This window comes from Mycobacterium liflandii (assembly GCF_022354805.1).
Taxonomy (GTDB): Bacteria; Actinomycetota; Actinomycetes; order Mycobacteriales; family Mycobacteriaceae; genus Mycobacterium; species Mycobacterium marinum.
On the sequence record NZ_CP023138.1, the window covers coordinates 3390998 to 3411672 of the forward strand.

Sequence of the window (20675 nt, forward strand, 5' to 3'; positions counted from 1 at the left end):
GGGATCACGGCCGTCGCCATTCCCGGCCGGTGCGTCGCAGCATCTCGAATGCCGATTCCGGGCCCCAGGTGCCGGCTTCGTAGGGGTCGGGCTTGCCGCTGGACGCCCAATTATCCAGCGCCGGATCCAGGATCTCCCAAGCCAATTCGACTTCCGCGTTGACCGGGAAAAGGGACGGTTCGCCGAGCAGCACATCAAGGATCAACCGTTCATAGGCCTCCGGCGAGTCCTCGGCGAACGCTGAGCCATACGAGAAGTCCATGTTGACGTCGCGGACTTCCATCGCGCTGCCCGGCACCTTCGAACCGAACCGCAGCGTCATTCCCTCATCCGGCTGAACGCGGATCACCAGCGCGTTGGTGCCCAACTCATCGGTCATGGTGGCATCGAACGGAAGGTGCGGAGCCCGCTTGAACACCAGTGCGATCTCGGTTACCCTGCGGCCCAGCCGTTTTCCGGTGCGAAGATAGAACGGAACGCCGGCCCAGCGGCGACTGTTCACCTCGAGCGTGATGGCCGCGAAGGTCTCGGTGGTCGAGGTCTTGGAAAACCCCTCCTCGTCGAGCAAACCGACCACTTTCTCGCCGCCCTGCCAACCGGCCGTGTACTGGCCGCGGCTGGTGGTCTCGTCGAGCGGCTCGGCAAGTTGAGTGGCGGAGAGCACCTTGATTTTCTCGGTCTGCAGGGCGGTCGGATTGAAGCTGACCGGTTCTTCCATTGCGGTCAGCGCCAACAACTGCATCAGGTGGTTCTGAATGACATCGCGGGCCGCGCCGATGCCGTCGTAATAACCGGCGCGTCCGCCCAGTCCGATGTCCTCGGCCATGGTGATTTGCACGTGGTCGACGTAGTGCGCGTTCCAGATCGGATCAAACAGCTGGTTGGCGAACCGCAGCGCCAAGATGTTCTGAACCGTCTCCTTGCCCAGGTAGTGGTCGATGCGGAAGACCGATTCCTCCGGGAACACCGCATTGACCGCCCTGTTCAGGTCGCGCGCGCTTTGCAGATCGTGGCCGAACGGCTTTTCGATGACGACCCGGCTCCACCTGTCGCCCTGCGGGCGCGCCAGCCCGGATTTGTGCAGTTGGCCGCAGACCACGGGAAAGGACTTGGGCGGAATCGCGAGGTAAAAGGCATGATTGCCGCCGGTGCCGCGCTCGGTGTCGAGCTTCTCCAATGTCTCGGCCAACCGGCCGAACGCTTCGTCGTCGTCGAAAGATCCTGAGACGAAACGGAATCCCTCGGCCAGCCGGTCCCAGTTCGCCTGCCGGAACGGGGTTCGGCAGTGCTCCTTGACCGCTTGGTAGACCACCTGGCCGAAATCTTCGGTATCCCAGTCCCGGCGGGCGAAGCCGACCAGTGCAAACGTGGGTGGTAGCAGCCCGCGGTTGGCCAGATCGTAGATGGCCGGCATCACCTTCTTGCGGGCCAGGTCGCCGGTAACACCGAAAATCACCATGCCGCAAGAACCGGCGATGCGAGGCAGACGCTTATCCAGCTTGTCGCGCAATGGGTTCTGCCACTGCGCGACCCCGGACTCAGAGTGAGGCGGGCTCATTTGGCGAGCGCGTCGAGCTGCGCCTGCGTTGCATCAAGCAGCTCTTTCCACGACGCCTCGAACTTCTCCACGCCTTCGCTCTCCAGCACGTCAAACACGTCGGACAGATCGATGCCGATCGCCTCGAGCTTGTCGAATACCTGTTGGGCATCGCCGGAAGTGCCAGTGATCGAGTCTCCCTTGACCACACCGTGATCGGCGACAGCGTCGAGGGTCTTCTCCGGCATCGTGTTGACCGTGTGCGGTGCAACCAACTCGGTGACGTAGAGGGTGTCGGAGTAGTCGGGGTTCTTCACGCCTGTGGACGCCCACAGGGGGCGCTGCACCCGGGCACCACGTTCCTTGAGCGCTTGGTAGCGCGCATCGCCTTCGAACACCTCTTGATAGGCCGCGTAGGCGAGTCGGGCGTTGGCGACACCGGCCTGACCGCGCAACGCGAGAGCCTCCGCGGAGCCGATCTGTTCCAGTCGGTTATCGATTTCGGTATCCACGCGGGAGACGAAAAACGATGCCACCGAATGAATCTTGGATAGATCGTGTCCGGCTTGGGCGGCCTTCTCCATACCGGTCAAGTAGGCATCCATCACCCCGCGGTGGCGGTCGACGGAGAAGATGAGCGTGACGTTGACCGAGATACCTTCGGCCAGAACGGCGGCAATAGCCGGCAAGCCGGCCTTGGTCGCCGGGATCTTGATGAGCAAGTTGGGCCGGTCGACAATCTTCCACAGCTCGACAGCCTGCTGGATTGTCTTGTCGGTCTCGTGCGCCAGCCGCGGGTCGACCTCGATCGACACCCGCCCGTCGACCCCCCCGGAGGCCTCCCACCGGGGGGCCAGCACATCGCAGGCGTTGCGCACGTCGTCGGTGGTGACGGTGCGGATGGTGGCGTCGACATCGGCGCCGCGTTCGGCGAGCTCGGCAACCTGGGCGTCGTAGTCGTGGCCTTCCGACAACGCCTTCTGGAAGATGGACGGGTTGGTGGTCACGCCGACGACACTCTTGGTGTCGATCAGCTCTTGCAGGTTGCCTGAGCGCAACCGGTCGCGGGACAAGTCATCGAGCCACACTGATACGCCCGCGGCACTGAGTGCGGCGAGGTTTGGGTTCTGACTGGCCATCTGAACCACCCTTTCTCAATTTTCCAATGCTCGTTCCGCGGCAGCGGCAACAGCTTCGGCGGTAAAGCCGTACTCGCGGAACAATGTCTTGTAGTCGGCGGACTCTCCGTAGTGCTCGATCGAAACGATCTTGCCGGTGTTACCGACCAGCTTGTGCCAGCACTGTGCGATGCCGGCCTCGACGGCCACCCGGGCCGAAACCGACGGCGGCAACACACTGTCGCGGTATTCCTCAGGCTGGGACTCAAACCACTCCACGCACGGCATCGATACCACTCGCGCGATGATGTCGTTATCCGCCAACAACTTCCGTGCTTCGACCGCAAGCTGCACCTCGGAACCGGTGGCGATCAAAACGACGTCGGGGTCTTCGGACGAGTCACCATCGGCGCCATCGCTGAGCACGTAGCCACCGCGGGCAACGCCCTCGGCGTTGGTGCCCGCTAGCACCGGCACTCCCTGCCGGGTCAGGATCAGCCCGACCGGACCGCTGGTGGCGCCCCGGGCCAGGATCGTGCTCCAGGCGTACGCCGTCTCATTGGCGTCGGCCGGGCGCACCACCGCGAGCCGGGGGATCGCGCGCAACGCCGAAAGGTGCTCGATCGGCTGGTGGGTCGGGCCGTCTTCACCCAGTCCGATCGAATCGTGGGTCCAGACGTAAATGGGGTCGATGTCCATCAGTGCCGCCAGCCGCACTGCCGGGCGCATGTAATCGGAGAACTGCAGGAACGTGCCACCGTAGGCGCGGGTGGGTCCGTGCAGCGCGATCCCGGAGAGGATGGCGCCCATCGCGTGCTCGCGAACACCGAAGTGCAGCGTGCGGCCGTACCAGTGCGCGGTGTAGTCATCGGTAGAGATCGCTGGCGGGCCGAATGAGTCCGCGCCCTTGATGGTGGTGTTGTTGCTGCCGGCAAGGTCAGCCGAACCGCCCCACAACTCGGGGAGTTTGGGACCGATCGCGGCCAGCACCTGTCCGGACGCTGCCCGCGTGGCCAGTGCTTTGGAACCGGGCTCCCAGCGCGGCATGTCGGCATCCCAGCCGTCGGGCAGCTGCTGGGCCGTCAGACGGTCCAGCAAGGCCTTGCGCTGCGGTTCCCGCTGCGCCCAGGCCTCAAAGTCGGCCTGCCAGCTTTCGTGCGCCTCCTTGCCGCGCGCCACCAACCCGCGGGTGTGCGTGATGACGTCTTCGCGCACTTCGAACGCCTTGTTGGGATCGAATCCGAGGACTGTCTTGACGGCCGCCACTTCCTCGTCACCAAGCGCCGCACCATGCACCTTGCCCGTGTTCATCATGTTCGGCGCCGGGTAGCCGATGATGGTGCGCAGCGAGATGAACGAGGGCCGATTGGTGACCGCCTTCGCGTTGGCGATCGCCTCCTCGATGCCGGTGACGTTCTCGCCGCCCTCCACCTCTTGCACGTGCCAGCCGTAGGCGCGGTAGCGAGCAGCGGTGTCTTCGCACAGCGCGATGTTGGTGTCGTCCTCGATCGAGATCTTGTTGTGGTCGTAGAAGACGATGAGGTTGCCCAGCTGTTGAACGGCCGCAAGAGACGACGCCTCGGAGGTGACTCCCTCTTCGATGTCACCGTCGGAGGCGATCACGTAAATGTGATGGTCGAAGGGGCTGGTTCCGGGTTCGGCGTCGGGGTCGAACAGGCCACGCTCATAGCGTGCCGCCATGGCCATGCCCACCGCTGAAGCCAGGCCCTGGCCCAGCGGACCCGTGGTGATCTCCACCCCGGCGGTGTGGCGGAACTCGGGATGCCCGGGAGTCTTGGACCCCCAGGTGCGCAGCGACTCGATGTCGGACAATTCAAGCCCGAAGCCGCCCAGGTAGAGCTGTATGTAGAGGGTCAGGCTGCTGTGTCCGCAGGACAGGACGAACCGGTCCCGGCCCAACCAAGTGGTGTCGCTGGGGTCGTGGCGCATCGCGCGCTGAAACAACGTGTAGGCCAGCGGGGCCAGGCTCATCGCCGTTCCCGGGTGTCCATTGCCGACCTTTTGCACGGCGTCGGCTGCCAGCACTCGGGCCGTGTCAACCGCAGCCGAATCGATCTCGGTCCAGTCGTCGGGATGGCGCGGTTGGGTGAGCGCAGAGATCTCTTCGAGAGTGGTCACAAATACAGTCCTCAGTTCTCAGGGTCATCAAACTGATCAACCCCACCCTAGTGTGGGATTGCAGGTGGTTGCAGGCCTCGATCTGGAGTACCCATCGGGCCTGTCAGGAAAAGCTCGGATAAGCACAGTGAAAATATCCTGCCGGCCACACCGGCGTTACAGACAGTGCCGTTCTGGCGGGGAAATTACTGTGAATCGACCCTGCGGCAGTGCTGCTGTGGTGGTGCCGTCTACCATCGTGCGTAGTAGAAGCTGTGCGCGGCTGCGAATCCTCGAGGAGTTATTGCGTGAGCGTTCACGGGCGCGTCGCGCCGGGCCAGGTAGCTGGCACCGCCCGGCAGCGTAGCGAGCCGGGTACCGGCACGTGGAGGAGCCGCGTGCTCGGTACGGTGCTGGCCTATCTGGCGTTGACCAAGCCGCGGGTCATCGAACTGTTGTTGGTTACCGCGATCCCGGCGATGCTGCTGGCCGACCGCGGTGCCGTTCATCCGTTGATCATCGCGAACACGCTGATCGGCGGCATGATGGCTGCCGCCGGCGCCAACACGCTCAACTGTGTGGCCGACGCCGATATCGACAAGGTGATGAAGCGCACGGCGCGCCGCCCGCTCGCACGAGCCGCGGTGCCGACCAGAAGCGCGCTGATCTTCGGTTTGGCGCTGACCGTGATTTCGTTCTTCTGGCTGTGGTTGAGTGCCAATCTGTTGTCCGGGCTGTTGGCCCTGGCCACCGTGGCGTTCTACGTGTTCATCTACACGCTGTTGCTCAAGCGCCGCACGTCGCAAAACGTGGTGTGGGGCGGGGCCGCCGGGTGCATGCCGGTGATGATCGGTTGGTCCGCGGTCACGGGCACCCTCGCCTGGCCGGCGCTGGCGATGTTCGCGATCATCTTCTTCTGGACGCCGCCGCATACCTGGGCGTTGGCGATGCGGTACAAGGACGACTACAAAGAGGCCGGCGTGCCGATGCTGCCGGCCGTGGCGACCGAACGTCAGGTAACCAAGCAGATCCTGATCTATACCTGGCTGACCGTGTTGGCAACGTTGGCGCTGACGCCGGCGGCTGGGTGGCTTTACGCGGCGGTTGCCGCGGTGGCGGGGGCGTGGTTCTTGACCATGGCGCATCAGCTCTACGCCGGAGTGCGCGCCGGCGAGGCGGTCAAGCCGCTGCGGTTGTTCCTGCAATCCAACAACTACCTGGCGTTGGTGTTCTGCGCGCTGGCCGTCGACTCGGCGATCGGGCTGCCGACGCTGCTCGGCTAACCGTGCAGCGCACCGGTGGCACCGGCCCGGCATGGTGAATCTCAACCGGTATTTCCCGCTGCCTTTCGGTGATCGATCGCTAGCTGCCCGAGCGGATTGCCGGGAAATGCTGGTCGACCAGCCCGTAGCTATAGGTGATCGTGTGCTCGAGACTCTCGAAACCCAGGGCGCCGCCGAGGTAGAAAATGTCACCCTGGCCTTGCAGCGACTCCAGATCGTCGTAGAAGCCGTTCGCGATCGCGGATTGCGACACATGGGGGAAAAACTTCGGCCATGCCTTCGTCAGAACGGTGGTCTTCAGCGTCACACCAACTTTTTTGAGTTGGGTATGTAATTCACCTAGGGCCGCTTCTTGGCATCCCGGCTGTTCAGGTGACCCGCAGGGCTCCGGCGTTGTTGATTAGCAGGCTTGTGAGCTGGGTTGATGATCTTTGGTGCCGCGCTATTGGGGCCGGAGTGTAGGCACGGGCTATCTGGAGAACGATCGAGTTGGTTACTGTTCGTCGTTGGTCTGGAGTTGCCCGTGCCTACCGTTTCAGTATTGCCTGTGTCGTCGGTTCCAGAGGTGTTCGACCGCTGGAGTCCTGGTGAGCGCAGTGAGCTCATCGGATCGGAGTTTCTCGATGTGTTGGTCTCGGTGCCAGACCCGAGGGACCCACGCGGTCGGAGGTATTCGCTGATGGCTTTGTTGGCGATCGCGGTTCTGGCCACTGCCGCGGGGATGCGCGGCTATGCTGGTTTTGCTACATGGGCGGCCACCGCTCCCGATGATGTGTTGGCCTAATTAGGGGTCCGGTTCCGGCGGCCCAGTGAGAAGACCTTCCGCGCTGTTTTGTCTCGGCTAGACCCCGCCGACCTCAACGCCAGGATGGGCAGTTACTTCACTGCACACGTGGCCAGCAGCGACCCCAGTGGATTGGTGCCGATCGCGTTGGACGGCAAGATGCTGCGTGGTGCTTTACGCGCCAAAGCGACAGCCACGCATCTCGTGTCGGTGTTCGCCCACCGTGCCCGATTGGTGCTCGGTCAACTCGCTGTCGCCGAGAAAAGCAATGAAATTCCCTGCGTACGTGCCCTGCTCACGCTGCTGCCGGGTAGCTTGCGGTGGCTGGTCACCGTGGATGCGATGCATACCCAGGTCGTCACCGCGAAGTTGATCTGCGCCACCTTGAAGTCGCACTACCTGATGATCGTCAAGTCCAACCAAGCCAAAATACTTGCGCGTATCACCGCGCTGCCCTGGGCCGAGGTGCCCGCAGCCGCTACCGACGACTCCCGCGGCCACGGCCGTGTCGAGACCCGCACCCTGCAAATCATCACCGCTGTACGAGGAATCGGCTTCCCCTACGCAAAACAAATCATCCGGATCACTCGTGAACGCTTGATCACCGCCACCGACCAGCGCAGCGTGGAGGTGGTCTATGCCATCTGCAGCCTGCCGTTCGAGCACGCCCGCCCTACCGCGATCATGACCTGGATGCGTCAACACTGGGCAGGGCTCCGGCGTTGTTGATTAGCAGGCTTGTGAGCTGGGTTGATGATCTTTGGTGCCGCGCTATTGGGGCCGGAGTGTAGGCACGGGCTATCTGGAGAACGATCGAGTTGGTTACTGTTCGTCGTTGGTCTGGAGTTGCCCGTGCCTACCGTTTCAGTATTGCCTGTGTCGTCGGTTCCAGAGGTATTCGACCGCTGGAGTCCTGGTGAGCGCAGCGAGCTCATCGGATCGGAGTTTCTCGATGTGTTGGCCTCGGTGCCAGACCCGAGGGACCCACGCGGTCGGAGGTATTCGCTGATGGCTTTGTTGGCGATCGCGGTTCTGGCCACTGCCGCGGGGATGCGCGGCTATGCTGTTTTTGCCACATGGGCGGCCACCGCTCCCGATGATGTGTTGGCCCAATTAGGGGTCCGGTTCCGGCGGCCCAGTGAGAAGACCTTCCGCGCTGTTTTGTCTCGGCTAGACCCCGCCGACCTCAACGCCAGGATGGGCAGTTACTTCACTGCACACGTGGCCAGCAGCGACCCCAGTGGATTGGTGCCGATCGCGTTGGACGGCAAGATGCTGCGTGGTGCTTTACGCGCCAAAGCGACAGCCACGCATCTCGTGTCGGTGTTCGCCCACCGTGCCCGATTGGTGCTCGGTCAACTCGCTGTCGCCGAGAAAAGCAATGAAATTCCCTGCGTACGTGCCCTGCTCACGCTGCTGCCGGGTAGCTTGCGGTGGCTGGTCACCGTGGATGCGATGCATACCCAGGTCGTCACCGCGAAGTTGATCTGCGCCACCTTGAAGTCGCACTACCTGATGATCGTCAAGTCCAACCAAGCCAAAATACTTGCGCGTATCACCGCGCTGCCCTGGGCCGAGGTGCCCACAGCCGCTACCGACGACTCCCGCGGCCACGGCCGTGTCGAGACCCGCACCCTGCAAATCATCACCGCTGCACGAGGAATCGGCTTCCCCTACGCAAAACAAATCATCCGGATCACTCGTGAACGCTTGATCACCGCCACCGACCAGCGCAGCGTGGAGGTGGTCTATGCCATCTGCAGCCTGCCGTTCGAGCACGCCCGCCCTACCGCGATCATGACCTGGATGCGTCAACACTGGGGAATCGAGAACAGCCTGCACTGGATACGCGACGTCACCTTCGACGAAGACCGTCAAAGGGCACATACCGGAAACGGCGCACAGGTCCTAGCAACGCTACGCAACACCGCGATCAATCTGCACCGCCTCAACGGCGCCGACAACATCGCCGAAGCCTGCCGGATCACCGCTTTGACCGCCAACCGCCGCCTAGACCTCCTCAATCCACAATTCCCCAGCTCACAAGCCTGCTAATCAACAACGCCGGAGCCCTGGGTGACGGGTTCGTTGGAAAGGTAGAAATTCATCCTTTGTTTATTTATTCCTCGAGTGGAGATGCGGGCGAATTTGTCCGATATTTGGTGATAGATTGTCGGCTTGGTCGACCGGGTTTTTCACGCCACTGTAGGGGGCGATCATGTCATTGATATTGGACCGGGTTCGGGAACTGGGAACGCAAATCCCAGACGCCGCTGCCCTCTCTTTTGTGAATGATCGAGGCCTGGTCACCGAATCGATGAGTCGCGCCGGTGTGGTGACCGAAATGAATAAGGTTGCCCAGTCCGTGCGGCAGGATTGCGGCTTGGCGCCCGGAGATCGGGCGGTCTTGGTGTATCCGCCCGGTCTGGACTTCGTGTGTGGATTGCTGGGTGCATGGCGGCCGGGGTAATCGCGGTGCCGGTGTTCCCCCCCCGGACCCGATCAACCCACAAAAGTCCGGCGAAGCCTTCCGGCGGGTGGCACTCGACTGGGGCGCAACAGCGGTCCTGACCAGCCACCACTATGCCGACGCTCGGCAGCTAGACGTGGCCGCTCCGGTGGGGACCGCCTTCGATGAGGACTGGCCGAATGCCCTTCCCTGGCACGTGACATCGCGGGGGGCCAGTGGGCGCGGAAAGAGCGCCCCGCGGGCCGTGAGTGAGGCGATCTCAGAGTGGGCCCCCAGCCCGCAGACGCCTGCCCTACTGCAGTACACCTCGGGTTCAACATCGGACCCCAAGGGTGTGGTCATCACCCATGGCAACGTGGTGCATCAGGCCGAGTTCAACCGCCGCTTCATCGGACTCGGCCCGGGCCATCGGGCTGTCTTCTGGGTGCCGCCGTACCACGACTTCGGCCTCATCAGCGGCATTCTGAGCGCGTGGCCGGCAATTTCGACCTCACCATGATGTCGCCGATGAGCTTTATCCAGCGCCCTGCCTTGTGGTTTGAGGTCATGGACCGGGTTCGCGCCACCGTCACTGTCGCACCCAACTTCGGATTCGAGTTGGCGATGCGCAAGACCACTGCCGAGCAGCGCGCTGGCTGGGATCTGAGCCCGTTGCAGGTGATAGTGAGTGCCGCGGAACCGGTGCGCGAGGACACCACCCGCCGCTTCTTTGAAGCCTTTGCCGCCTCAGGGATCCGCCGGGAAGCCTTCTGTCCGTGCTACGGGCTTGCGGAACACACCGTCGGCATCACCGTGTCCGGGCGCTCGAGCCTGCGGGTGGATCGCTGCCAGCTGGAAACGCGGCAGCTAGCGGTTCCTAGCGACGCTCCCGATGCCCAGGTCCTGATGGGCTGCGGGCAGCCAACCGATGACGTGGATGTGCGCATCGTGGACCCCGAGCTATGTGTTCCACTCGGCGACGGACAGGTGGGGGAGATCTGGGCGGACTCGCCGAGCAAAGCCGCCGGCTACTGGGGATTGTCAGCGAAAAGCCGTGCCACGTTTCAGGCTGCGTTAGCCGGGGTCGAGGGTGGCCGCGGCTACCTGCGAACGGGGGATTTGGGCGTTCTGCACGACGGTGAGCTGTATGTGTGTGGGCGAATCAAGGATCTGCTGATCCTGGCGGGGCGCAACATCTATCCGCAAGACATTATTGAGGACAGCCTGCGAGATTGCCACCCCGCGATCAGGCCGGGCGGGTTCGCGGCTTTCGCCGTAGCGGACGGCAACAGCGAGACGCTGGCGGTGCTGGTCGAGGTGCGCACCGACGGGTCGCCCGACCTGCTCGCAGGGGTAGTGGCAGCGATCCGGGCGGCGGTGTTGAAAGACCACCAGCTGCGCTGTGGGGTGGTAGTGCTGGGGCCGCCGGGGAGCGTGAGCAAGACGACCAGCGGCAAAGTGCAGCGCTCGCGGTGCCGCGCCCGCTTTCTCGACGGCACCCTGCAAGCCCAAGCGCTGCTGGTGGACCGCCGCACAGACGATGAACCCGTTGGCGCCGCGCCCACGACCGAGCAGCTGCTATCGGTGGTGTGCGGGCAGGCGGCCGAGGTCTTGGGTATCGGCGCGGCCAGTGTGGATATCGATCGATCGCTGGGGGATCAGGGCCTCAACTCGATCGGAGTCACCGAGTTGGCGTCGCGGCTAACTCAGGTGCTGGGCCAAGACGTGCAACCCGTAGACATCTTCAACCATCCCACGGTTGGAGATCTGGTCCAGATCCTGAGCCTCGGTGAAAAGACACGTCACCAGCGTGGAGTGCGAGAACGGTTGGGGCATCATGCGGCGAGTGACGCTGGCGCAGTGGCGCTTCCGGCAGACCCGGTGGCCATCGTCGGTATCGGGTGCCGGTTTCCGGGTGGGGTGGATTCGGCGGACTCCTTGTGGGACATGGTGGTGTCGGCCCGGGATGTGATTTCGGATTTTCCGGGTGATCGGGGCTGGGATGCGGGGAGGTTGTTTGATCCGGATCCGGATGCACTGGGTAGGACGTATTGCCAGGTGGGCGGGTTCTTGGAGGATGCGGCCGGCTTTGATGCCGGGTTCTTCGGGATCGCCCCGCGCGAGGCGCTGGCGATGGATCCCCAACAGCGAGTCTTGCTAGAGGTGTCGTGGGAGGCATTGGAAGACGCCGGGATTGACCCAAAGGCGCTGCGGGGAAGCGCTACCGGGGTATTCGTGGGCACCTGGGCTCAGCCCTATGGGGATGGCGGTTCAGACAGCGCGGATGGATATGCCATGACTGGCACCGCCACCAGTGTGGCTTCGGGGCGGGTGGCGTATGTGTTGGGGTTGGAGGGGCCGGCGGTGTCGGTGGATACCGCGTGTTCTTCGTCGTTGGTGGCGGTGCATCAGGCTGTGCAGTCGTTGCGGTTGGGGGAGTGTGATCTGGCGTTGGCTGGTGGGGTGACGGTGATGGCGACGCCGTCGGTGTTTGTGGGGTTTTCTCGGCAGCGGGGGTTGGCTCCGGATGGGCGGTGTAAGGCGTTTGCGGAGGCTGCGGATGGGGTGGGGTGGGGTGAGGGTGCGGGAGTGCTTGTCTTGCAGCGGCTCTCGGATGCGCGTCGGCAGGGTCGTGTGGTGTTGGGGGTGGTGCGTGGGTCTGCGGTGAATCAGGATGGGGCTTCTCATGGGTTGACGGCTCCGAATGGGCCGGCGCAGCAGCGGGTGATTCGGGCGGCGTTGGCAGGTGCGGGGTTGGGGCCTGCGGATGTGGATGTGGTTGAGGCTCATGGGACGGGTACCAGGTTGGGGGATCCGATTGAGGCTCAGGCGTTGTTGGCGGTTTATGGGCAAGATCGTGAGCCGGGTCGGCCGTTGTGGGTGGGTTCGATCAAGTCGAATATGGGTCATGCTCAGGCGGCGGCGGGGGTGGCCGGGGTGATCAAGATGGTGCAGGCGATGCGTCATGGGTTGCTGCCTGAGACGTTGCATGTTGATGAGCCCTCGGGGCAGGTGGATTGGTCGGCGGGGGCGGTTGAGGTGTTGAGTCGGGCGAGGTCGTGGCCGGGTGTGCCGGGGCGTCCGCGTCGGGCTGGGGTGTCTTCGTTTGGGATTAGTGGCACTAATGCGCATGTCATTGTTGAGCAGGCGTTGCCTGAGGTGGCCGAAAGTGGCGGTGTGTCAGGGGTTTGCGGGCAGGGTGTGGGCTCGGTCGAGTCGGTGGTGCGGGCGTCTGTGGTGCCGTGGGTGTTGTCGGCTCAGTCGAGGCAGGCGTTGGTGGCTCAGGCGAGTCGGTTGTTGGGTCGTGTCGGTGGTGATGATGGCCTCGATCCCGTTGATGTGGGGTTGTCGCTGGCGCAGCGTTGCGTCTTTGAGCATCGCGCGGTGGTCGTTGGTCGGGATCGGGAGGCGTTGCTGGCGGGGTTGACCGGGCTGGCGCGCGGTGAGCCGGGTGCTGGTGTGGTGGTGGGTCAGGCCGCGGCGGTGGGCAAAACGGTGCTGGTGTTCCCCGGCCAAGGCGCCCAGTGGACCGGGGTGGGCCGCCAGTTACTTGACGAATCACCGGTGTTCGCCGAGCGGATGCGCCGCTGCGATGAGGCGCTAGCGGAGTTTGTCTCGTGGTCGCTATTGGATGTGGTAGCCGGGGTAGCCGGGGTAGCGGGGGCGCCGGGGCTGGATCGAGTCGATGTGGTGCAGCCGCTGTCGTGGGCGATCATGGTGTCACTGGCCGAGTTGTGGCGTTCGGTGGGGGTGACACCGGATGCGGTGATCGGTCATTCGCAGGGGAGATCGCGGCGGCATGTGTGGCCGGGGCGTTGTCGCTGCGAGATGGCGCGGCGGTGGTGGCACTGCGTAGCCGGCTGTTGGTGGATTTGGCCGGTGCCGGGGCGATGGCGTCGCTGGCCTGTGGGGTGGCGCGGGCAGAGCAGTTGCTGGCCGGCTTCGGTGATCGGCTCGACCTTGCCGCCATCAATGGAGTTTCTGCGGTGGTGATCTCGGGTCGGGTCGATGCGGTGTTGGAGCTGATGGACCTCGCTGAGACCCAGGGTGTTCGGGCTCGCCGCATCGAGGTCGACTATGCGTCGCATTCGGCTCAGGTCGATGCGATCGCTGGGCCTTTGATGGAGGCATTGGCAGGCATCGAGCCGCGGCCGAGTTCGACGTCGTTCTTCTCGACGGTCACCGGCGGGTTGATGGGTACCGTGGAACTGGATGGCGGGTATTGGTTTCGCAGCATTCGCCAGACGGTGCAGTTTGCGGAGGCAGTACGGGCCGCGGGCGCGCAGGGCTACGGGGTGTTTGTGGAGGCCAGTGCGCATCCGTTGTTGCTCAATGCAATTGAGGAGACCTTGGCAGAGGAGACGGGAGACGCCGCGAAGAACGTGGTGGTGGTGCCCACGCTGGGACGCGACGATGGCGGGTTGGGGCGGTTTTGGATGTCTGCCGGCCAGGCCCATGTTGCTGGGGTGGGGATGGACTGGCGGGCGGTGTACGCCGGCTGGGGTGCGCGGTTGGTGGAACTGCCAACCTATGCGTTCCAGCGGCAGCGGTTCTGGTTGCCGCCGGCCCCAACAGGATCGGTCGATCCTGCGGGCTTGGGGTTGGGTGAGGCTGGGCACGGTTTGTTGTGCGCCGCAGTCGAGCATCCCGATTCGGGGGAGGTGATTCTCACCGGACGCCTATCGCTGAGTGCTCAACCTTGGCTGGCCGACCATGCGGTGCTGGGGGTGATGTTGTTCCCAGGCACAGGGTTTTTGGAGTTGGTGATCCGTGCCGGTGACGTGGTGGGCTGCACGTTGGTGCGGGAGTTGACGATGGTTGCTCCGTTGGTGTTGAGCCGCGACGTACCGGTACAGGTGCAGGTGGTGGTCGCCCCCGACGGTGGTGACGGGAGCCGCTCGGTGACGGTGTATTCGCATGCCGATCGCCCCGATTCCGGGTGGCTGCTCAATGCCCAGGGTGTGCTGGACGTTGACGTCGTGCAGCCGCCGGCGGAGGTGTCGGAGTGGCCTCCGGCCGGTGCCGTGAGGGTGGAAATCTCCGATGCATATGAGCAGCTCGCGGCGCGTGGCTTTGAGTATGGTCAGGCGTTTCGCGGGTGCACCGCGTTGTGGCGGCGCGACCAGGAGCTGTTCGCGGAAGTCGCCCTTCCCGAGCAAGTCAGCGCTCAAGCGGGCCGGTTCGGGATTCATCCGGCTTTGTTGGATGCGGCGCTGCACGCGGGGTTGTATGGCGCCTTGGATTTCGGCGGGTCGCGCGCCGGCAACGCTGAAGCGGTGTTGCCGTATTCCTGGCAGCGCGTGTCTTTGTATGCGGGTGGTGCCGAGCGGTTGCGGGTGCGGATCACTCCCAGCGCCTCTGGGACGGTCTCGATAGAGCTTGCCGATAGCGCGGGAGGCCCGGTGCTATCGGCAGGCTCGTTGGCAGTGCGCCCGGTCGGCACCGCGGAACTACGTGCCGCGTTGAGCGCGGCAGCGCGCGAGACCGATCAAGGGTTGTTGGAGCTGGCGTGGTCACCGATCACGGTGGAGTCCACGAGCGGTGGTCATCGACCGGTGGTGTTGGAGTGGGCGGACTATGTGGCGGCCGATGATGATCACGCCGCCGGTCAAGCCGATGTGGTGCTGTGGCGTTGCGAGCCGGCCGGCGGAAGGGTGCTCGATTAGGCTTATCGCGCCACCCACGCCGCGCTCGAGGTGTTACAGCGCTGGCTGGCCCGGGATCGGTCGGCGACGCTGGTGATCGCGACTCATGGCGCCGTGGGATCGGCGGAACACGACATCACCGATCTGGCCGGAGCGGCCGTCTGGGGTTTGGTCCGTTCAGCACAAACCGAACACCCCGGCCGGATCGTCCTGATCGACACCGATACTGCCGTGGTCGACCTGGCGGGGTTGCTGGCCACCAAAGAACCCCAACTCATGGTGCGTGCCGGACGGGTGCACGCGGCGCGTCTTGCCGCGGTGGAGGAAACCCTCGTCCTCCCCACCCACCAGCAGTGGCGGCTGGCCGCAGGCGGCGAAGGCACACTCGCCGGCGTGGTGATGGAGCCGAACCCACAGGCGCAGGCGCCGCTCGGGCCGGGGCAGGTGCGGGTGGCGGTGGCCGCGGCGGGGGTCAATTTCCGGGATGTACTCGTGGTGTTGGGGATGTACCCCGGGCAGGCCCCGCCGCTGGGCGGGGAGGGCGCGGGCGTGGTGGTCGAGGTCGGCCACCACGTGCGCAGGTTGAGTGTTGGTGACCAGGTGATGGGACTGGTAGGGGTGGCCGGGCCTGAGGCCGTCGTCGATCAGCGCCTACTGGTCAAGTTGCCGAGCGGGTGGTCGTTGGCGCAAGCCGCAGGAGTGCCGGTGGCGTTCTTGACGGCTTGGTACGGGTTGTCGGATCTGGCGGGTGTGCGGTCTGGGGAGTCGGTATTGGTGCATGCCGCGACCGGCGGGGTGGGCATGGCCGCGGTGCAGCTGGCCCGGCATTGGGGGACTGGAAGTGTTTGTCACGGCCAGCCGCGGTAAGTGGGACATCCTGCGGCGCATGGGGTTTGACGATGACCACATCGGTGATTCGCGCACGGTGGACTTCGCAGACAAGTTCTTGGCGGTCACCGACGGCCGCGGGGTCGACGTGGTGCTCAACTCGCTGGCCGGGGAGTTCATCGATGCCTCGTTGCGGTTGCTGGCCCGTGGCGGACGCTTTATCGAGATGGGCAAAACTGATATCCGGGACCCACACACGATTGCCCAGAACCATCCCCGTGTGACCTATCGCGCGTTTGACTTGCTGGAGTCTGGCCCCGCGCGTATCCAGGCGATGTTGGGTGCGCTGCTGGAGTTGTTTCAGGCTCGGGCGTTGCATCCGCTGCCGATCAAGACCTGGGATGTGCGCTGCACTCCGGCCGCGTACCGGTTTGTCAGCCAGGCGCGTCATATCGGCAAGGTGATATTGACCATGCCCACCTTGTTGCCCGATGCGCTGGCGGCGGGCACGGTTTTGATCACCGGGGGACTGGGATGGTCGCAGCGGCTTTGGCTCGCCATCTGGTCAGCAGCCATGGGGTGAGGCATCTGGTGTTGGTGAGCCGGCGCGGTGATGCGGCCGCGGGGGCCAGCAAGTTGGTCGACGAACTGACCGCGGCGGGGGCCACGGTGCGGGTGGTCGCTTGTGATGTCGGAGATCCAGCCGCGGTGTCACGGCTGATGAATCAGCTACCCGAGCAGTGTCCGCCGCTGAGCGCGGTGATACACGCCGCAGGGACACTCGACGACGCGTTGATCACTTCGCTGACGCCGCAGCGGGTGGATGCGGTGTTGCGGGCCAAGGTGGATGGCGCTTGGAATCTGCACGAGGCCACCCGTGATTTGGGGCTGTCGGCTTTTGTGTTGTGCTCGTCGATCGCGGCGACCTTGGGGGCCCCAGGACAGGCCAACTATGCCGCTGGCAACGCATTCCTCGATGCGCTGGCAGCGCATCGGCACGCTACCGGGCTGGCCGGCATCTCGCTGGCATGGGGGTTGTGGGAACAATCCAGCACGATGACCGCGCATTTGCGTGGTCGCGATGTGGACCGGATGACCCGTATCGGGATGCGGGCGATCTCGGCGGAGCAGGCCATCGAACTCTTCGATGCCGCACTAGTTCTTGATCACCCCACCGTGGTGACCTCCCGACTCGACGAGGCCGCGTTGGCCAACCCCACCATCAGTTCCCAGCTGCCGCCGCTGTTCAACGATCTGATTCGCCGTCCAGTGCGGCGCCGCGTCGACAACGACACCATGGCCGCCAAATCGATTTTGGCCCAACGCCTCAACGACCTGGCCCCGGAGCGCCACAGAGTTGCGTTCATCGAGATGGTCTGTGAGCAGGCGGCCGCGGTGTTGGGTCGCCCCAACGGGGACGACGTCGACCCCGAGCACACGTTCCGGGACCTGGGACTGGACTCACTGACGGATCTGGAGTTGCGCAACAGACTCAAGATCATCTCTGGGCTGGCGTTGCCACCCACCTTGATCGTCGACTATCCCACTCCCCAGCTACTAGCGGGGTATCTGAGCCAGCGACTGGGCGAAAACAATGTTGTCCCAACAGATGGCGGATCGAGGCCGTCACCTGCTGATCCCGACGACGAACTGCGAAATACTCTAGAAACCATTCCGATCGCTGATCTTCGAGACGCGGGCCTGTCTTGCCCGCCGATGGGTATGTCGGGTTTGTCGGCAGCCGAATTAGCCGAGCTATCCGACATTCTGGCGAGAACCGGTGATCAGCGCGATAGAGACCAGGCAGCCGGTGGGCTGGTCGGCGTCGAGGACGTGATGGCGCTGACTCCGCTGCAGCAGGGGCTGTTCGCGCTGGCCATGTTCAGCGAGTCCCCGGTCGATGACCCGTACACGATCGCGACAACCTTTGATGTGCTCGGGCAGCTGGACACCGTATTGCTTCGCAACTGCGCTACAGCGATGTTGTATCGCCATCCGAATCTGCGAGCCCGATTCATATACGGTGACTTGCCGTATCCGGTGCAGGTTGTGCCCAGTGACGTGGATCTGTCGTGGCGGCAGGTGGTCGCGATGCCCGAAGAGGTGGCCTCGCTGGAGGCCGATGAGCAACGGTCGGGATTCGATCTCGAACGTGGCCTGACGATGCGGTTTCTGCTTGTCGAGTTGCCAAACGAGCGTTGGCGATTCGTCATCACCGCCCATCACATTGTGATCGATGGTTGGTCGCTGGCGGTGTTTGTCAACGAGCTCTTCGCTTTGTATCGGGCGGGTGGGGCCATCGATGTGCTTGCGGCGCCGCCGCGGCCATTTCGCGACTACCTCGGCTGGCTGGACGGCTGGGATTCGCAGTCGGGTGAACAGTTTTGGCGTGACTACCTGGCTGGGCTGTCGGCGCCCACCATGTTGTCGCGGGCGCTGGCCGGTGGCCAGGGTGGGCAGGTGGCCGAGGAGCCCCAGCGTATTGAGTTATGTCTGGGTGCGGAAGTGACGGCTCGGCTGGTTGATGGTGCTCGCAGTCGTGGCGTCACCGTGAATTCGCTGGTGCAGGTGGCGTGGGCGTTGGTGTTAGGGGCGCTGACCGGTCGTGACGATGTGGTTTTCGGGATTGCGGTGTCGGGGCGGCCTTCTGAGCTGGCCGGCGTGCAGTCAATGGTCGGTCTGTTTATCAACACCGTGCCGTTGCGCGTCCGACTCGATCCGCAAGCAGTCATCGCCGACGTGTGCGCGGCGGTGCGGCGAGATACCGCACTGGTGCGTGAATATGCCTACTTCAGTCATGCGTGGCTGCGTCAGGCGGCTGGTGTCGGTGAGATGTTCGACACGTTGCTGGTATTCGAAAACTTCCCGACCGGTGGCTTGGCCGTCGGCAAGGATGTTCCCGTCGGGGCGGCGACCTTCCGCCGGGTGGCTGCGCACAGTCCGACGCATTTCCCGGTGACCGTGACCGCCGAATTTGCGAGGGACCAGCTGACGCTGATGATCGCGGCCACGGGCGACGCGCTCAGCGTGCTCACTCCCGAGACGGGCCTTGGGGTCGCCGACCTCGTGCAGCGGTTGGGTCGGGTGTTGGTGGCGATGACTGGTGATGTGGAGGTGCGGGTTTCGTCGTTGGATGTGTTGGATTCGGTGGAGCGTGTTCGGTTGGATGGGTGGGGTAATCGGTCGGTGTTGGGTGCGTCGGTGCCGGTGGGGGTGTCGATTCCGGCGTTGTTTGATGCTCAGGCTGTCCGTGGTCGGGATGCGGTGGCGCTCAGTTTTGAGGGTCAGAGCCTGACTTATGGCGAGCTTGATGAGGCCTCGAATCGGTTGGCGCGTTTTTTGGTGGGTTTGGGTGCGGGTCCGGGGCAGCGGGTGGCGTTGGTGTTTGGTCGTTGTGCTCAGGCGGTGACCGCGATTTTGGCGGTGTTAAAGACGGGGGCGGCGTATGTGCCGATTGATCCGGGGTTGCCGGCGGCGCGGGTGCAGTTCATGGTTGCTGATGCTGGGCCGGTGGCGGTGGTGACTACCGGTGGGTGGGGTGCGGGGTTGGATGGGTGCGGTTGTGTGGTGGTCGATGTTGCTGATGCGGGTGTTGAGGCTTGTGCGGGTACGGGTTTGGTGGCACCGGCTGCTGATGACATCGCGTATCTGATCTATACCTCCGGGACCACCGGCATTCCTAAGGGTGTGGCGGTTAGTCATCGCAATGTGGTCGCGTTGGTGGAGTCGTTGGCCTCGAGTGTGCCGGTGGCGGGGGTGTGGTCGCAGTGGCATTCGTATGCCTTTGATGTTTCGGTGTGTGAGATTTGGGGGGGCGTTGTTAAGTGGTGGGCGGTTGGTGGTGGTGCCCGAGCAGGTGGTGGGTTCGCCTGAGGATTTCCTCGCGTTGTTGGTGGCTGAGCGGGTCAGTGTGTTGAGTCAGACGCCGTCGGCGTTTTATGCGTTGCAGGGTGCTGTTGCGGTCCGGTCTGGTTTGGGGCGTGAGTTGCGGGTTGAGGCGGTGCTTTTGGCGGGGGAGGCGTTTGAGCCTCAGTGTGCGGGGGTGTGGTTGGCGCGGCGTTCGGGGTTGGCGCGGTTGATCAATTTGTATGGCACGACTGAGACGACGGTGCATGCCTCGGTGCGTGAGATTGTTGGCGCTGACGTTGAGAGTGCGGTGAGTCCGATTGGGGTGCCGTTGGGGCATCTGGGCTTTTTTGTGCTGGATGGGTGGTTGCGGCCGGTGCCGGTGGGTGTGGTGGGGGAGTTGTATGTGGCTGGTGTTGGGGTGGGTGTGGGGTATTGGGGGCGGGGGTCGTTGACGGGGTCGCGGTTTGTGGCGTGTCCGTTTGGGGGTGTTGGTGAGCGGATGTATCGGACGGGGGATTTGGTGTGTTGGGGTCGGGATGGGCAGTTGCAGTATCGGGGGCGTGTTGATGATCAGGTGAAGGTTCGTGGGTATCGGATTGAGTTGGGTGAGGTTCAGGCGGCGTTGGGTGCTGTTGATGGGGTGGGTCAGGCGGTGGTGGTTGTTCGTGAGGATCGTGGTGGTGATCGGCGGTTGGTGGGGTATGTGACGGGGGCGGTGGATCCGGTGGTGGTGCGTGGGGTGTTGGGGCAGCGGTTGCCAGGGTATATGGTGCCGGCCGCGGTGGTGGTGGTGGCGGGGTTGCCGTTGACGGTTAATGGGAAGTTGGATAGGCGGGCTTTGCCGGCGCCGGAGTATGGCGATGGTGATCGTTATCGGGCTCTGGTGGGTCCGGTGCAGGAGATTTTGGCGGGTATTTATGCCGAGGTGTTGGGGTTGGAGCGGGTGGGGGTTCAGGGCTCCGGCGTTGTTGATTAGCAGGCTTGTGAGCTGGGTTGATGATCTTTGGTGCCGCGCTATTGGGGCCGGAGTGTAGGCACGGGCTATCTGGAGAACGATCGAGTTG

The 20675-nt window shown here is 64.0% G+C and carries 7 protein-coding genes and 3 pseudogenes; 6 read left to right on the forward strand and 4 right to left on the reverse strand.

Annotated elements, in window-relative coordinates:
- Positions 1-4: 4 nt before the first annotated feature.
- From zwf to tkt, 3 genes are read right to left on the reverse strand one after another with little or no spacing between them, the layout of a single operon-like run.
- The gene (gene zwf, locus CKW46_RS15320) at positions 5-1558 is read right to left on the reverse strand and encodes a glucose-6-phosphate dehydrogenase (protein WP_012394008.1); all 1554 of its coding nucleotides are present in this window, start codon (positions 1556-1558) and stop codon (positions 5-7) included.
- Positions 1555-2676: a transaldolase gene (tal, locus tag CKW46_RS15325; protein WP_012394009.1), complete on the reverse strand. Its 1122-nt coding sequence runs from the start codon at positions 2674-2676 to the stop codon at positions 1555-1557. The genes zwf and tal overlap by 4 nt, the downstream gene beginning before the upstream one ends.
- A gap of 15 nt (positions 2677-2691) precedes the next feature.
- The gene (gene tkt, locus CKW46_RS15330) at positions 2692-4794 is read right to left on the reverse strand and encodes a transketolase (protein ID WP_482053328.1); all 2103 of its coding nucleotides are present in this window, start codon (positions 4792-4794) and stop codon (positions 2692-2694) included.
- 287 nt (positions 4795-5081) lie between these two features.
- On the opposite strand from tkt, the gene CKW46_RS15335 reads away from it, so the two are divergent.
- Entirely contained in the window at positions 5082-6056 is a 975-nt protein-coding gene (locus CKW46_RS15335; protein ID WP_012394011.1) for a heme o synthase, read from the forward strand.
- Positions 6057-6135: 79 nt separating this feature from the next.
- Here the strand turns inward: CKW46_RS15335 and CKW46_RS15340 are convergent, their stop codons facing one another.
- Positions 6136-6363, reverse strand: coding sequence for a hypothetical protein (locus CKW46_RS15340; RefSeq protein WP_041299172.1), 228 nt, complete (start codon positions 6361-6363; stop codon positions 6136-6138).
- A 216-nt stretch (positions 6364-6579) separates the two neighbouring features.
- On the opposite strand from CKW46_RS15340, the pseudogene CKW46_RS15345 reads away from it, so the two are divergent.
- The 5 genes and pseudogenes from CKW46_RS15345 to CKW46_RS15365 all read left to right on the forward strand — a co-directional run.
- Positions 6580-7548, forward strand: a pseudogene (locus tag CKW46_RS15345) (ISAs1-like element IS2404/ISMul1 family transposase); the annotation flags it as partial.
- A gap of 144 nt (positions 7549-7692) precedes the next feature.
- A complete protein-coding gene (locus CKW46_RS15350) occupies positions 7693-8895 on the forward strand; it encodes an ISAs1-like element IS2404/ISMul1 family transposase (RefSeq protein WP_420891844.1) in 1203 nt (400 codons plus the stop codon).
- A gap of 482 nt (positions 8896-9377) precedes the next feature.
- Positions 9378-9809, forward strand: a complete 432-nt coding sequence (locus tag CKW46_RS15355; protein WP_482053329.1) for an AMP-binding protein — start codon at positions 9378-9380, stop codon at positions 9807-9809.
- Between the two features lie 47 nt (positions 9810-9856).
- Positions 9857-10741 (forward strand): annotated as a pseudogene (locus tag CKW46_RS15360) (AMP-binding protein); the annotation flags it as partial.
- A 180-nt stretch (positions 10742-10921) separates the two neighbouring features.
- Positions 10922-20572: pseudogene (locus CKW46_RS15365) on the forward strand (amino acid adenylation domain-containing protein); the annotation flags it as partial.
- Positions 20573-20675: the final 103 nt, after the last annotated feature.

Excerpts from the sequence above, each read along its gene's own strand:
- tal (WP_012394009.1), bottom strand. The coding sequence starts at position 2,676 with ATGGCCAGTCAGAACCCAAACCTCGCCGCACTCAGTGCCGCGGGCGTA.
- zwf (WP_012394008.1), bottom strand. The coding sequence starts at position 1,558 with ATGAGCCCGCCTCACTCTGAGTCCGGGGTCGCGCAGTGGCAGAACCCA.